This is a genomic window from Mucilaginibacter sp., from assembly GCF_028288105.1.
Classification (GTDB): Bacteria; Bacteroidota; Bacteroidia; order Sphingobacteriales; family Sphingobacteriaceae; genus Mucilaginibacter.
Map to the genome: position 1 here is coordinate 1 of NZ_JAQBOI010000138.1, position 14,790 is coordinate 14,790.

Annotated in this window: 20 protein-coding genes; 6 read left to right on the forward strand and 14 right to left on the reverse strand. The window is 40.9% G+C overall.

Annotated elements, in window-relative coordinates:
• From JWQ85_RS09470 to JWQ85_RS09480, 3 genes are all read left to right on the forward strand, one after another.
• The coding region (locus JWQ85_RS09470; RefSeq protein ID WP_299467268.1) for a Nif3-like dinuclear metal center hexameric protein at window positions 1-516 on the forward strand (516 nt) is incomplete at its 5' end.
• A complete protein-coding gene (locus tag JWQ85_RS09475; RefSeq protein WP_299467270.1) occupies window positions 516-1,262 on the forward strand; it encodes a C4-type zinc ribbon domain-containing protein in 747 nt (248 codons plus the stop codon). The genes JWQ85_RS09470 and JWQ85_RS09475, both read left to right, overlap by 1 nt.
• A gap of 131 nt (window positions 1,263-1,393) precedes the next feature.
• On the forward strand, window positions 1,394-1,624 hold the full coding sequence (locus tag JWQ85_RS09480; RefSeq protein WP_256541503.1) for a hypothetical protein: 231 nt from the start codon (window positions 1,394-1,396) through the stop codon (window positions 1,622-1,624).
• A gap of 36 nt (window positions 1,625-1,660) precedes the next feature.
• On the opposite strand, the gene JWQ85_RS09485 is transcribed toward JWQ85_RS09480, so the two are convergent.
• A complete protein-coding gene (locus JWQ85_RS09485) occupies window positions 1,661-2,005 on the reverse strand; it encodes a carboxymuconolactone decarboxylase family protein (protein WP_256541504.1) in 345 nt (114 codons plus the stop codon).
• A gap of 112 nt (window positions 2,006-2,117) precedes the next feature.
• Here JWQ85_RS09485 and JWQ85_RS09490 point away from each other — a divergent pair, with 112 nt between their 5' ends.
• The 3 genes from JWQ85_RS09490 (at window position 2,118) to JWQ85_RS09500 (ending at window position 4,235) form a co-directional block, all read left to right on the forward strand.
• Complete coding sequence (locus JWQ85_RS09490) at window positions 2,118-2,495, forward strand: VOC family protein (RefSeq protein ID WP_299467275.1); 378 nt, start codon at window positions 2,118-2,120, stop codon at window positions 2,493-2,495.
• Between the two features lie 73 nt (window positions 2,496-2,568).
• A complete protein-coding gene (locus JWQ85_RS09495) occupies window positions 2,569-3,810 on the forward strand; it encodes an outer membrane beta-barrel protein (protein ID WP_299467277.1) in 1,242 nt (413 codons plus the stop codon).
• Between the two features lie 62 nt (window positions 3,811-3,872).
• The gene (locus JWQ85_RS09500; RefSeq protein WP_299467278.1) at window positions 3,873-4,235 is read left to right on the forward strand and encodes a VOC family protein; all 363 of its coding nucleotides are present in this window, start codon (window positions 3,873-3,875) and stop codon (window positions 4,233-4,235) included.
• Here the strand turns inward: JWQ85_RS09500 and JWQ85_RS09505 are convergent.
• The 13 genes from JWQ85_RS09505 to JWQ85_RS09565 all read right to left on the reverse strand — a co-directional run bounded on the left by JWQ85_RS09505 (window position 4,232) and on the right by JWQ85_RS09565 (window position 14,245).
• Window positions 4,232-5,761, reverse strand: coding sequence for a TlpA disulfide reductase family protein (locus JWQ85_RS09505; RefSeq protein WP_299467280.1), 1,530 nt, complete (start codon window positions 5,759-5,761; stop codon window positions 4,232-4,234). The genes JWQ85_RS09500 and JWQ85_RS09505 overlap by 4 nt on opposite strands.
• An 88-nt stretch (window positions 5,762-5,849) precedes the next feature.
• Window positions 5,850-6,182: an MGMT family protein gene (locus tag JWQ85_RS09510; RefSeq protein ID WP_299467282.1), complete on the reverse strand. Its 333-nt coding sequence runs from the start codon at window positions 6,180-6,182 to the stop codon at window positions 5,850-5,852.
• Between the two features lie 6 nt (window positions 6,183-6,188).
• Complete coding sequence (gene trmB, locus JWQ85_RS09515) at window positions 6,189-6,836, reverse strand: tRNA (guanosine(46)-N7)-methyltransferase TrmB (protein ID WP_299467284.1); 648 nt, start codon at window positions 6,834-6,836, stop codon at window positions 6,189-6,191.
• Window positions 6,837-7,084: 248 nt separating this feature from the next.
• Entirely contained in the window at window positions 7,085-7,525 is a 441-nt protein-coding gene (locus JWQ85_RS09520) for a hypothetical protein (RefSeq protein ID WP_299467286.1), read from the reverse strand.
• Between the two features lie 4 nt (window positions 7,526-7,529).
• Window positions 7,530-7,871: a phage holin family protein gene (locus tag JWQ85_RS09525; protein ID WP_299467288.1), complete on the reverse strand. Its 342-nt coding sequence runs from the start codon at window positions 7,869-7,871 to the stop codon at window positions 7,530-7,532.
• A 39-nt stretch (window positions 7,872-7,910) separates the two neighbouring features.
• Window positions 7,911-8,177 carry a YtxH domain-containing protein gene (locus JWQ85_RS09530; protein ID WP_256541512.1) on the reverse strand — a complete coding sequence of 89 codons (267 nt, stop codon included), beginning with the start codon at window positions 8,175-8,177 and terminating at the stop codon, window positions 7,911-7,913.
• A 102-nt stretch (window positions 8,178-8,279) separates the two neighbouring features.
• Window positions 8,280-9,326, reverse strand: a complete 1,047-nt coding sequence (locus JWQ85_RS09535; protein ID WP_299467291.1) for an AI-2E family transporter — start codon at window positions 9,324-9,326, stop codon at window positions 8,280-8,282.
• A gap of 80 nt (window positions 9,327-9,406) precedes the next feature.
• A complete protein-coding gene (locus tag JWQ85_RS09540) occupies window positions 9,407-9,616 on the reverse strand; it encodes a histidine kinase dimerization/phospho-acceptor domain-containing protein (protein WP_299467293.1) in 210 nt (69 codons plus the stop codon).
• Between the two features lies 1 nt (window position 9,617).
• Window positions 9,618-11,021, reverse strand: a complete 1,404-nt coding sequence (locus tag JWQ85_RS09545; RefSeq protein ID WP_299467295.1) for a sigma-54 dependent transcriptional regulator — start codon at window positions 11,019-11,021, stop codon at window positions 9,618-9,620.
• Window positions 11,022-11,186: 165 nt separating this feature from the next.
• Window positions 11,187-11,780: a hypothetical protein gene (locus JWQ85_RS09550; RefSeq protein WP_299467297.1), complete on the reverse strand. Its 594-nt coding sequence runs from the start codon at window positions 11,778-11,780 to the stop codon at window positions 11,187-11,189.
• A gap of 291 nt (window positions 11,781-12,071) precedes the next feature.
• Window positions 12,072-12,941: an arginase family protein gene (locus JWQ85_RS09555; RefSeq protein WP_299467299.1), complete on the reverse strand. Its 870-nt coding sequence runs from the start codon at window positions 12,939-12,941 to the stop codon at window positions 12,072-12,074.
• A gap of 89 nt (window positions 12,942-13,030) precedes the next feature.
• Window positions 13,031-13,813 carry an enoyl-CoA hydratase-related protein gene (locus JWQ85_RS09560; protein ID WP_299467301.1) on the reverse strand — a complete coding sequence of 261 codons (783 nt, stop codon included), beginning with the start codon at window positions 13,811-13,813 and terminating at the stop codon, window positions 13,031-13,033.
• A 9-nt stretch (window positions 13,814-13,822) separates the two neighbouring features.
• Window positions 13,823-14,245 carry a cobalamin B12-binding domain-containing protein gene (locus JWQ85_RS09565; protein WP_299467303.1) on the reverse strand — a complete coding sequence of 141 codons (423 nt, stop codon included), beginning with the start codon at window positions 14,243-14,245 and terminating at the stop codon, window positions 13,823-13,825.
• Window positions 14,246-14,790 lie beyond the last annotated feature (545 nt).

Here is a 14,790-nt window from a genome sequence, read left to right on the forward strand (position 1 = left end):
GAGGAGGTGCGGATTGAAACCATTTACCCGGCCAATCTGGAAAGCAAAATAATTATGGCGCTGGTTTTAGCGCACCCGTACGAGGAAGTGGCCTATGATCTTTACAACCTAACCAATCAGCACCAGCAAATTGGCAGCGGGATGATAGGGGAGTTGGAAGTGCCTATGGACGAGGCCGAATTTTTAGGCGAAGTTAAAGCAGCAATGGATTGTGCTGTTATCAGGCATACGGCGCTTACCGGTAAACAGGTTAAAAAAGTAGCGGTTTGTGGAGGTTCGGGTGGCTTTTTATTAAAGCATGCCATTGCTGCAGGGGCGGATATTTTTATCACAGCAGATTATAAATATCACGAGTTTTTTGATGCGGAAGGAAAAATAGTAATCGCCGACATTGGACATTTTGAAAGTGAGCAATTTACGCAGCAATTATTGTGCGAAATTATTCAAGAAAAATTTAGTAACTTTGCCATCCGTTTAACAAAAGTGAATACAAACCCCGTCAAATATTTTATTTAATGGAACAAACCATAGAACAAAAGCTTAAAGCTTTATACGACCTGCAAACCATCCACACCAAAATTGACAAGATACGCCAGGTAAGAGGTGAACTGCCTATGGAAGTTGCCGATCTTGAAGATGATGTTGCCGGACTTGAAACCCGCATTCAAAAAATAAAAAATGAGCTCGATGATCTTGAAGACGAGATCGTTACACGCAAGAACCTTATTAAAGATTCTCAGGCTAACATAAAAAAATACGAAACTCAGCTTAACGAGGTTAAAAACAACCGTGAGTATGATGCCATTTCAAAAGAAATTGAGATACAAGGCTTAGACATACAGGTAAGCGAGAAAAAAATTCGTGAATTTGGTTTCGAGATCGCATCAAAAACCAGCATCTACGAAAAAGCATTGGCTGATCTGGAAGCTCGCCGCAGCGACCTTGACGCTAAAAAAGATGAGTTAGGCACAATTACCGCCGAAACTGAAAAAGAAGAAAATGAATTAACCGGCCAGGCCGAAAAAGCTACAAGTAATATTGATGAGCGTTTGCTTATTGCTTACAACCGTTTGCGTAAAAACGCTAAAAATGGTTTAGCGGTAGTAACTATTCAGCGCGATTCATGTTCTGGTTGCTTTAACCAGATCCCGCCTCAACGCCAGTCAGATATCCGTCAGCGTAAAAAGATCATCGTTTGCGAGCATTGCGGACGTATCCTTGTTGATGAGTTAATGGCTTTGGAAGAAGAGAACGCTCAATAAGCAACCACGTTCATAAACTTATATTTAAAAGGCCCCGATTCGGGGCCTTTTTTTGTTGCGACACAAAATTTTCAAATAAAATTCTATAACCCGCGTTAAGGCTTATCTTTACAACCGAGAAGATTTGAGATATGGGATTACCGCTAAGAATAACTTTTAATGACCAGGATTATGTTTACCAGATAGTAAACAGCAATCTGATCAATCAAAACACTGTAGAACTGGAACTATTGCTGAACGGCGAAAAGCTGCAGCTGATAAAAGAAAAAACCATCTGGATACAAAAAGAAGGCAACGAAACCCTCGACCCGCAATTTATACAAGCGCTGGGCAGGTCGGTATCACTACGGTTAAGGATGTAATTGTTTCCAGCGCGTTGCAATACAACGCGCCGTGGTTTATAAGCCATTCAATTCATCCCAATACTCTACCGCGCGGCGGTAATGCGGGATAACAATGGAGCCGCCGACCAGGTTGGCTATCATAAAAACTTCGTTCATTTCATCGTGTTTAACGCCGGCTTCGTGGCATTTGCCCAAGTGATATTTTATGCAATCATCGCAACGCAAAACCATTGAAGCAACAAGGCCAAGCATTTCCTTTGTTTTTACATCCAGGGCGCCATCGGCATAGCTGGTAGTATCTAAAGCAAAAAAACGTTTAATATTGGTATTGGAGCTTTCCATTATCCTGTCGTTCATTTTTGTACGATAGGCTTCAAAGTCGTTTATTAATTGTCCCATGGGGCTATATAATTAGTGATTTACTGCGTTGGTGAATTAGTGATTAAAGGTATAACGTTTTATTTTTATACGCCCCAATTAATCATAAATTTGCCACATAATTAGAAAACCTATGGAAAGTCTATCCCCCAATTTTTTTGTTAAAGATATTAATGCCACCATCAGCTTTTATCAGCTTTTAGGCTTTACAACTATTGCTACCGTGCCCGAAACGGGTGATAACCTGGTGTGGGCTATGATGATGAAAGGCAATGTTACCGTTATGTTCCAAACCTTTGAAAGCCTGGCCGACGAACTGCCAAACATTAGCCGGACCGATGGCGGCTCGCTTTTGCTTTATATAAAGCTAACCGGTATCCGTGCATTTTTTGAGGAGTTAAAAGATAAAGTTACCGTGCTAAAAGGCCTGGAGAAAACATTTTACGGTGCCACCGAATTCTCTATCCTTGACAATAATAACTACGTTTTAACCTTTGCCGAGGACGAATAATCGTTTTAAATCTTAATTATAAAATTTAGAGGGTGAGGCTTTTTTAATACCTTCGCGCCTCTAAACTTTATACATGAGATATTTCTACTTTTCGCTATTTTTTTGCCTGCTATTTTCTTTTCGGGCAAATGCACAAACTAATTTCAAACCAGGTTACATCCTAAAAACTAACAAGGACACCGTTAAAGGCTTCATTGATTACCGCGAATGGGTAAGAAACCCTAAGGAGGTAGTTTTTAAACAAGATCTTAACAAGCCAATACAAAAAATAACTGTTGCCAATGCCAGCGGTTTTGGAATAAATGGTGCAGATTATTATGACAAAGCAATAGTAAAGGTAAATAACAGTCCGGTGCAATTATCCCGTGTAGGGAGTTCAATTGACACAACTTATACCATAGATACAGTTTTTTTACAAACAGTTGTAAAAGGGAAAAACCTGTCATTGTATGAGTTTAGCAACGAGGTAAAGTCGCATTTTTATATTCTGAACGAAAAAACCAATGAAATAACCGCTTTAAATAAGTACCTATATATTAATGAGCAGCGGACATTTATAAGTGTGAACAGTTATATTAACCAGTTGATGGTTTTTGCCGCAGGCTTTCAACCAGGTAATGAAAAATTGCAAGCCATGATCTCAAGAGCAGATTACTCTGAAAAGGATCTTAGCCATGTTGTATTAAAACTAAATGGAGATTCGGGCATACAAAAAACCATAAAGAGTAATTTCGGGACGCGTTTTTTTGTTGGCGCGGCTATCAAGAGCAGCAAAGTTTCATTTATCGGGTCAAACGCACCTTTTGTGGGAAGGAGCACTTCCTCTGTTGCTCCCGAGATAAGCGGCGGGGTAGATATTGTTCCTAATAAAAATACCGAAAAAATGGTTATTCGCATGGAGTTAACTTTATCCCGGAATCACTTTACTATAACAGATCCTCAATCTGACGCGGTTGCTTTGCATAGCCTTGATTTTAAACAGGTGACCATTTCGCTTACACCACAAATAATGTATAATATTTACTCTACAGATAATTTGAAGTTATTTGTTGATGCAGGTGTTTCATTAAACTCTAATTACTATAATAAATATTACTACGTATCTAAATTTAACAACGGCTCCGAAAATAAAGTTGAAAAATTTCCATTATTTGAAAAATTTAATATTTCTATCCCGGTAAAAGCAGGGGTACAATTAAACAAGCGTTTTCAATTTTTTGCAGGTTATACTTTCCCTACTGCTATTGACCGTTATTTAGTTTCAGAAACCAGACAATCATCAGTTAAAGCCGGTGTAACCTATTTGTTTAAATAAATTATATTTACTCACTTAGCAATTGCTTTGCTATTTAATAGATTAGGGCAAACGATAGCTATATGATAGACTTTAAACGTATAGATCATTTCCACATTTGCGTACCACCGGAAAGACTGGAGGAGGCAAAAGACTTTTATACGAATGTGATTGGGCTGGAACTGATTGACCGGCCCGATCACCTTTTTTCATCAGCAGGTTACTGGCTGAATATTGGCAATGTACAGCTGCATATAGGTGTTGAACCTGCCCTGCCACATACCATTCGCCATACTGCCCTGGAAGTGATTGATGTAGATGCCGCCCGCAGGCATTTAGAAGGCAATAATGTAGAGATCGTAGAAGAGCCGGTTATACCCGGCCGCCACCGTTTTGCATTTATAGACCCTTTTGGAAACCGGATGGAGCTGCTGCAGATAGATTAATTCTTGATTGCCAGCGCGTCCTCCAATTGTTTAATCAGCACACCCCTATCCATCGGGTAACCTGCTTTTGATAATTCATAAGAACCATCTTTTTTAATAATAATGTATGTGGGGTAGCCCCTGCCTTTGGTTTTTTCCATGATGTCGTCACTTAACTTTTCGTTTGCTAAAACATGTGTACCTGTTAATTTAAAATAGGCTATCAATTTTTTCCAGGTTGTTTCATTCTTTAGGTCATAGTTGGCTATATAGAAATAATCAAGTCCTTTATTTTTAAAATGTTCTTTTAGGGCTTCGCTGTTATTTTCCATCTCCTCACGGCATGGGCCGCACCAGGTTCCCCACATATCTAATAATACGGTTTTACCTTTGGCAAGCTCCTGGATATCTTCAAGGGTGTTTAATTGGGTGCCATTATCTTTAGCAAACACCATCTCGTTACTTAGAGAGTTATTGCTTTTTTTAATTACATTTTCAACAGAAGGGCTAAACCAACTGATATAAATACTATTTGGATATTTTTGTTTAAACCGGTTAAATATGGCTACAATGTTTGCAGGGTTTGCTTCAGCAAATGCATCGTCAAAAAGTATAGCGTATAAATATTCGGCAACATCGCCTGTAAAATATTTATTGATGATTTTTTCCTGCAGCAGGTTTGAGCGGTCATCCATGAATGCTTTTCTACCTTCGGTAACATTGGCGTTGTACCAGTCCTTAAAAAAGGCCACAGAATCTGTGGTGCTTTCCCGCCAAAGTGCTTCCTTCTTTCTTAATAAAAAGTATCTTGTTAATGAACGGTAATTTGGAACTGGCAAAGCGTCCGCGTTATCCAGTTTAGTACGGCTAAATAAACTATCGGTAACATGCTGCCATTTTGCTATGTTGCGATAATAGGCATCTCTTATGGCGAATTTGTTGTTTTCTTTTAAATTGTAAAATGTTTGGGTTGCATAATAATCTATATTATACTGCATGTATTTTATAAATGCTGCCGATGGCCTATACTGTTCAACATAAGTTTTAAAAATGTTCCCGATGCGTTTTGCAGTATCATTTATTGCGGTGATCATCCGATTTGGCAAGGTGTCTTTATTAAATTGTTCAAATTCTGCCGAAAAAAAACTTCTCCTTAATGGCTGGTTATTATTATTCCCTTTACCGGTTACAGTAATGCCGAAGTCCTTACGGGCAAAATCGGCCTTAAAATCAAGATCGTCCCCGGGCGAAATAAAAAACGAATAATGTAAAGACTTACCCTCTCTTGTCGACGAACTATCGCAGTAAAACGTTATGAATTCCGGTTTTGTAATTTGTATAGTATAGGTTGCTGTTTTATGATTATTTAAAGCAAGCTCTGTATACCCTTTTTTTAGGAAGTCGCGCATAAAAGTCTGCTCCGTTCTTACAAAAAAGCATGCAGAAGAAGATGTGTTTGCAACTGTAACATGCACGGAAGCGGTTTGCGCCCAAAGTAATGGTGTAAGCACAACGGTTAATAACAAGCAGATAAAGGTTTTTTTCATGGTAATGCAATATAATATTTGTGACTGATATTATACAGGGTGCAAATCCATTTAGTTTAAGCCTAATGCGATACAGGTAATTGCTGAGTTAAAGCGCCAGTTCTATAGCCGGGTCCCAAAACAATTCTTTAAAGTTTTGTACCTGGTTGTCTTTAACCTCAATACCCTCGTTTTGCAGCATCTGCTCCATGGTGTCGCCTCCAAAATGAAATTTGCCGGTTAATAATCCCTGCCTGTTTACCACCCGGTGTGCCGGTACTGGTGGTTGCGCACTGCCGCAGGCCATCATGGCGTAACCTACTATGCGTGATGATTGCTTTGAGCCTAAATAAGCTGCAATAGCCCCGTAAGATGTAACCCTGCCCTTGGGGATTTGCCTTACTACATCGTAAACATTATCGTAGAAGTTATAATCGGGCATTGCGGTTTAAAATGAGAATTTAAGGTAGTTAATATTTTTATTATGCTGCAGGTATTTTTTCTCGTAATAGGTTTTTATAGACAGCACTTCGTTGGCATGCTCCGAGTGATACAGGTCTTCGGTTTTTATAAACAGCTTAAGGCTAAGTTCGGTTATCTTTTCTGCAGTATAAGCATGCAGGCCATCGTTATCGGTTTTCAGGTTCATGTAACCATCCGGTTTTAGCACTATACGATACATATCTAAAAAGCGGGACGATGTTAAACGTTTCTTTTCGCGGCTTAGCTGCGGTTGTGGGTCCGGGAAGGTTATCCAGATCTCGTCTACCTCGCCAGCGCCGAAATAATCAACCAGGTTCTCTATCTGCATCCGTAAGAAGGCAACATTATTTACGTTTTCTTCCAGTGCGGTTTTAGCCCCGCGCCAAATGCGGTTACCTTTATAATCTATCCCTATAAAATTTTTATCCGGGAACATTTGGGCAAGGTTAACGGTGTATTCGCCCTTACCGCAGGCCAGTTCCAATACTACAGGGTTGTTATTCTTAAAAAAACCGGTAGCCCAGTTACCTTTAAATGGCTTGCCTGCGTCTAACTGTAAAACATTACTAAATGTTTCTATCTCGGCGAAGCGCCTTATTTTGTCTTTTCCCACGTGCTGTAATAAAGGCGCGAAAATACGGAAATTTTCTAAAGGGTTTTACCACAGAGTACAAAGAGAGAAATACAGAGTACACAGATAAATATTAATATACTTCTTAGAAAGTATTCGCCTCAGCGATCTCTGTGAAAAACTCCGTGCCCTCTGTGGTTAAAAAGTGGTAAAAAAAACACTAAACAAAAAAGGGATAAACTCAATGAGTCTATCCCTTTAAGATCATGTCCCGCTACACGATCGGTATCTTATAATTGTGGTGGATTATAGTCTGGCGTAACCTCTTTTTCGGGATGCTTATCTTTCTTTTTAAGCAGATTACTGAACAACCCTTTGGCTTTGCTCCAAATGCCACTTACCGCATCTTCACTAATGTAGTGCGATGCTTTTTGAGAAAGTATGCCCACCAGGGTTTTAACTATAAACCCTGAATGTTTAAATATGGTTTTGTTTAAGGTTAAAGGCAGTACAAACCTGGATACAAGCCCTAAAAGGTCCTGGTTAAAAAAGCCTGCGCCTTTAATACCATCAACAGTCGGCGATTTTGGGAACAACGAAAGCACGGTTGAAAATATTGCCGCTGGCCCGCTAAAGCGAGCCTTCAAAGCAATTGCCTGCTCGGCCTCTAAATTCTTCAGCCTTCCAATTTCGCCCTGCAGTTCAAATATGTTTCTTATAGGTGTTTCCATGGTCTTATTTGAATAACTTTCTGATCATCGCGTTAATAATTGGTCTTTCAAAACTGCGCTTTCCAACCATTATTAATACAGCAATTACCAGGTATATAAGGGCTACGCATCCAAAACCTTTCCAATGCGAATGAAGTACATCTGCCAGGAACAATGCCAGCGTAAAACTTGCGAATAAAAAAGTTAACAGTAAGCTTATTATAATAGCAATATCTGTTATTACATCAGCCACTACTGATGTGCTGCGCTCAATAACTTCGTACTTTAAAAGTTTAAAGCGAGTTTCAGCATAATCTTTCAGCTGATCAACAATAGGGCGAGCTGTTGCTTCTTTTTCGGGTTCCATATCAATTTTTTAGTCGCGTTTATACACCATAAAAGTAAATTATGCGTGTTCCAGGTCGTCCTGATATTCTTGCTCAGCGCCTTTAACTTTACTTTTTATGTTTTCTACAACCTTATCTTTTAAGCCTACCAGTTTATCAATCTCATTGGCGGCGGTTTCTTTAATAGAGTCGCCAAGGTTGCTTAATGATTCTGAAAGCTTATCGCGTGTTTCGGTACCCTTATCTGGTGCAAATAAAATTCCCAGAGCCGCTCCTGCCGCTAATCCTGCCAGTAGGGCGACAACTACTTTTGTGTTATCGTTCATATTGTATTAATTTTTAAGTTGAATATTTGTTTTGGTTTTTATAAAATATCTTTTCAAAAATAGGTTTTTAACCCGTTTATAAGATCATCCCTGTATAATATCTTATTGCATCTCGGGCCCCGTCCGTATCCGCTCCAGCCTGTCGGCCGCCATGCGGTTAGTTTCATAAATCTCCAGCAATAAAAGAAAATACGAAAGCAATACAGGCCCAAAAACCAGGCCAAGAATGCCAAATAGCGGCAATCCAATAAACACCCCTATAACTGATATAATTGGGTGCGTATTGCCTATGCGTTTATTTATGATCATACGCAGCACATTATCAACGTTGCCAATAAACAGCAGGCCGTACGCTAAAAGCAATATGCCCTTAACGTTATGCCCATCGGCAAATAGTATAATACTTGCAGGTATGCACATGGTAGGTGCACCTACTACCGGTAAAAATGATAAAAACGCCCCAATTACTCCCCAAAAAATGGCATCGGGTATCCCAAACGCGTAAAAACCCATAGCCAGCAATGTGCCCTGAGTAATAGCGATTATGCCCTGGCCCAGTACATTTGAGTAGGTTGAATTGCGTAATTCTGTAGCAAATTTTAAAGCGTGCTGTTCGCGAAATGGGGCATATTTAAGCAAGCCAACTTCAAACTCGCGCATTTGCACAAACATAAAGTACAGTAAAAAATACATTACCAATAAGGTAAGTATAATGCTTGCCGCACTACCCAAAATAGAAGGGAACAGATCTGCGGCATAGGCCCCCAGCTTTTGTAATGTGTTTTCGGCAAAATGCGGCTGGTTTAAATTGGCCGCGGTAAAGGCGTCAATTTTCTCTGTCCATTTATCAATATTTATAGTTTCGCGGTTAATGCCGCTAATTTTGCCTATCACCATAATACTTAATGACAGGAATGGGATAACAATAACAATAAGCGATATTAATATGATAATTATAGCTGCCAATGCCTGATTAAACTTGCGCTGCTCAACCATGTATAAATAAAACGGCCTAAAAATGGTGAAGAGCACAATGGCGCCCAGTATAGAGCTAAACAGGTCGCTTAAAGCATATAGCAAAAAGCAACCAAGCACAACAATGCTTACCAGTATAATATTATTGCGTTGTTTATAATTAAAGATGGACATTCTTACCCCGAAAAGCTAATTGTGATACTAATATATAAACAAAAAAGCGCTTAAAAGTTTTAGCGCCTTAAGCAAAGTTTCTATTTAAAACCGTTTAACAGCTTATCAATTTTTGCTGCAGATTGGGCCATGCTATCCAGGTACAGGCCAAGGTCGCCATCCTTATCATCCACCTCATATTTTAAACCTTCTAAAGCAAGTTGAATGTTAGATAGCTGGTTCTTAATATCATGTTTTAACATTTCAAAAGCCCTACTGCTTATCAGCTTGTTTTCGTCCCCGGCTTTCATATTATTTTAGGTTGATGGCCTTCATTTTATTATAAAGCGTTTTGCGGTCAATATTTAATATCTCGGCTGCTTTTGTTTTATTGAAGTTTACTTCTCTAAGCACTTTTAAAATAGTTTCATGCTCTGCCCCTAAAGCAGCGTTCTTCAGGTCGTGCCGGGGTTCTTTTGGCTCGTTTGTGGCCGATGAATGTACCGGTTCAAATGCTGATACATTAAAGTTGGATATTTCCAGCGGCAGGGTTTTCATTGTTATCTCATTACCCTCGCTTAGTAATGTTGCACGGCGCACCACGTTCTTTAACTCGCGGATGTTGCCCTGCCAGCGGTAATGCATAAAGCACTCTATTACCTCGGGCGAAAAAGTGGTTACATCTCTATCGAGCTCGTGATTGGCTATTTTTAAAAAATGATCAGCCAGCATCATAATATCGTTGCCGCGCTCGCGCAATGGCGGCATATAAATACTAAATTCATTAAACCTGTGGTAAAGGTCCTCGCGGAACTTTCCCTTCAGGATCCCTTCCTGCAAGCTTTCGTTTGTGGCGATGATTATGCGCACATCCAGGTCGATCTCTTTAGTGCTGCCTATGCGTTTTACTTTACGTTCCTGCACGGTGCGTAGCAAGGCTGCCTGTATCTCGTACGATAGGTTACCTACCTCATCCAGGAAAAGGGTGCCGCCATTGGCCATTTCAAAATGACCTATTTTGGTGTACAAGGCCCCGGTGAACGAGCCTTTTTCATGACCAAAAAACTCGCTTGCGGCCAGGTCTTTAGTGAGCGACCCGCAGTCCATTGCCACAAAGGGCTGGTTATAACGGGGGCTGTTCAGGTGTATGCTTTTTGCAACCGACTCTTTGCCGGTGCCGCTTTCGCCTAATATAATAACGCTGTAATTGGTTGGAGCAACCAACTCAATTTGTTTTAATAACTCTTTTGATGCCCGGCTGGTACCCACAACAAACTCGCCGGATAGTACCTGCTTTTTGCTTTCCTTATGGGGCTTATTGTTATAATCATTGGTGGCCATTTCCTGCAGGGCGTATTGGGTTTCAATAGCCTTAGTAATGGTGTTTAAGATCTCATCGGGATACAGGGGCTTGGTGATATAATCGTAAGCACCCATTTTTATGAGCTCTACGGCCATCTTAATATCCGAATAACCGGTAATTATAATTACCCCCGTTTTGGGATAAAGTGCCTTAATGTTTTTGAGCATCTCGCGGCCGTCGGTATCCTCCAACCTAAAATCACAGAGTACCAGGTCAAAATCAGTCTTTTTGAGGTAATCCATACCACTGCCGCCATTTGTAGCCGTGTTTACCTCAAAGCCATTGCGGACCAAAAATTTTGATAGCAGCAGCCCAACATTAACTTCATCATCAATGATGAGGATTTTCTTCATAGTTGTATTCCGATGTTCAGGTAAATGGATTTCGCAGGTTAAGGTACAAATATTTGTTAATTTATTAGAATTATTATTGTTTACAGATAAAAAACGGCCGTTTAGAGCAAAAAAAGGAGGCTATAAGCCTCCTTTTTCAATTATGTTTTTAATAGGTCCTTTTTATTAGAAACCGTATGCAACACGCACACCTAAAAAGCTTGGTTTGCTGCTGTCAAGGGCACTGTTAAATTTGGTAGTAGCTTCGTAACGGATACCGGCATCAATAAAGTTACCATTTGCGCTAACCGGGAACTGAACACCAACTTGCGGTGCGTAAACAAATGCTACAGATTTGTCTTTAAAGGTATCATCACTGTTTAACAGGAATGCTGCACCAGCTTCACCTTGTACATAAAAGTTTTGGATAGGGAAGAATTTTAAACCCGCTTTTACCGGCAATAACTTAATGTCTGGAGCATCTGCGCCACTAACGCCACCCAGGTCTTTTTTACCAAAGATGTTGTTGTAACCTGCATTAACAGTAACAAATAATTGGTTTGCCACAGGGATGTCTGCCTGTACCGAACCACCTAAGTTCCATTTGTGCGTGTCTTTAAGATCCCCAACCGGGATACCTGCATCAACACCGATGCTGTAGCGTATACCGCTTTTAGTAGTAGTGCTTGTAGAAGTAGTAGTTGTTGTTTGGGCTTTAGCTGCGAATGATAATCCGGCAAATGCTAAAACCATTGTTGCGATTTTTAATGAACTTTTCATGATATAATAATATTTAGATAACGTGCTTTTTTGTATAGCACAGGGCAAAGTAAAGCATGAAAACAGATACGTTTTTTCATCCAATTGTCACGATTATTCAATCGATTGATTGACAGTGAATTAAATTTGACCAATTATTGTAAATGGTCAGGAGAGTGTAAATTAAGTGTTAAAAAGCGGCCTGGCATATGAAATTTGCATGAAATGAGGTTTTGAGAATTTTAACCACAGAGGTCGCAGAGACGAAAAATCACGGAGAGACACAAAGATTTTTTATTGCGGGTTGGTTTTTTACGCCGTAAGCATTTGCGAAAAATTTTCGATAAAAATTTTTGCGTAAGTGCCATCGGGGTCAAGAATAGTAATATTTATTCCCTTTATTTTGGGCGATAATAATAATGCCCTGATGACAGATCCCAGCTCGGTATATGATAAGCCGCCGGGCTGTGGCGAATCAACACAAGGCATTAGTTCATTATCCAGCACATCCACATCAAGATGGATCCAGAAGCCATCAAGATGGGCGGTTTGTTCCAAAAACTTTTTGGTGATGTGTTCAATGCCACCCGCGCGAAGTTTGTACAGATCGTAATAATTGATAGTGCTATCGGTTATCAACTTTACGTAATCGTTTTGCAGATAACGGTTGCCTACGGCAAAAATGTTTTCTTCGGCTATGTAAGGTTTTAAAGAGTTGATATTGGTGAGTTTATCCGGTCCGTTCCCGCATATTATAGCCAGATCCATACCCGCCGCGGCTTTGGTTTGCGAAAAATGTGGCAGTACAAAATCGGTATGGCCATCAATAAAAAATAAGCCGTAAGTACCTATAGACTTTAGCGCAAGTGCGCAACCTATCAGGATACTGCAATCGCCGCCAATAACCAGCGGGAACTGCCCGGCATTTAATGCGGTTTTTATTTGTTCGGATAGGGTTTTGGAATAACTGACAATATCATCCGCATTTCTCACACCCGATTCCTTATCCAGGTGCATACTGTAGGGTGGTGGCTCCATGTGTATTACCTTTTGTGGTTGCAGAACATCATATAAGCCATGTGTTTTTAACCATGCGGGTAGTTTACGCACGCCGGGCTCTACATCCCCGAGTTGTTTTAAGCCTAAATTGCTTGGTGCTTCAATTATGATGAGGTGTTTCATGCATTAGCCTCCTGGTTGGTTTGTTCGTCTTTGGCGATTTTACTCACCCCGACCAGCGAAGCAATGACCGGGTAAGTAAACTAACGGATCTATTTCCCCTTAAACTCTGCTTTCCTCTTTTGCAAAAACGCGGATACGCCCTCTTTAAAATCTTCGGTACCAAAGCAATTGCCAAATCCCTGTATTTCGGTTTCGAAGCCGTTAACACCATCTTTAGCAGCGGCGTTTACCGCTTTTATGGCAGATGCGATAGCTAAAGGCGCGCGGCTTAATATTTTATTCAGGATCTCTTCGGCCTTTGGCAACAGATCATCCGGGAAAACTACGTGATTAACCAGGCCAATGGTAAAGGCATCGGCTGCGGTTACCATATCGGCAGTCATGATCATTTCAAGGGCTTTGCCGCGGCCAACCAATTGTGTTAAGCGTTGCGTACCGCCATAACCGGGTATTAAACCCAGGGTAACTTCGGGCAGGCCCATTTTGGCATTGTCAGATGCTACGCGGATATGACAGGCCATAGCCAGCTCTAAGCCACCGCCCAACGCGAAACCGTTTACTGCAGCTATTACCGGTTTATTGCCATTAGCTATCACATCAAAAACGGTCGACTGCCCCAGACGGGCCAGCTCGGTACCGCCTTTTATATCCAGATCTGCAAATTCAGAGATATCCGCACCGGCAACAAATGCTTTTGTGCCTGCACCGGTTATAATAATACCGCCAACACTATCGCTCTTAAAGGCATCGGTTAGGGCAATATGCAGCTCGGCAAGGGTAGCTTTGTTTAAAGCGTTTAGTTTGCTTTCGCGGTTAATAATGATGTATTGTATGCGGCCTTTATTTTGAATTAATAAGTTTTGGAAATCCATAACGATAAATTAAAAATTGCGGTTTGTATGCACCCAATTGGTTATGTAAGTAACAATATCTGCCGTGCTTGTCCCCGGGGGGAAAAGCTCGCCTACGCCTATTTTTTTTAGCTCGGCCATATCATCGGCAGGGATAATGCCGCCGCCGGTTAATAGCACATCGTCCATCTTTTTATCTTTAATAAGTGCCATTACCTTGGGGAAAACCGTCATGTGCGCCCCCGAAAGTATACTGATGCCAATAGCGTCTACGTCTTCTTGCAGGGCGGTGTTCACCACCATTTCGGGTGTTTGGCGTAGGCCGGTGTATATTACCTCCATACCGGCGTCACGAAGGGTGGTTGCAATAATGCGTGCACCACGGTCGTGCCCGTCGAGTCCAACTTTGGCTACTAATACACGGATAGGGCGGTTAAATTGGGTTTCGCTCATAAATTAGATGGAGGTAAAAAAGCTGATCAAAGTTAAGAGAAAATATAATACTTCGTGTTGGGGTGAGGCACGAAGCAATCTTGCGAAAAGATGTAACTACAATCGTTATACCGTATGTTGTCAAAGGCGCGAAGTATCGCGTCTCTACATTATTCCCCGTAGAGGCGCGATACTTCGCGTCTCCCGCCACGTCGTTCCCGCGTTAGGGAGTGAAACGGATACCGGCCTTGCGCCTAAGGCCTGTGCAGTATGAGTGTAAAGCCCGGGCCGCAGGCAACGCCCATGTGCAGTTTGCAGTTTTTAGTTTGCAGTCGATTGCACACGCCTTCTTAATATTAACTACATATGTACTTGTATTAGAATCCGCTTAATACTGTATAAAAGTGTATAATTATGTATAATTTTGCACCCTGTTACTAACAACCATGAGCGAAGAAAGATCACTGAATTTTATAGAGGAAATTGTTGAGGGCGATATTGCCGCGGGTAAAAATGGCGGCAGGGTTTTAACCCGTTTCCCGCCAGAGCCTAACGGCTACCTGCAT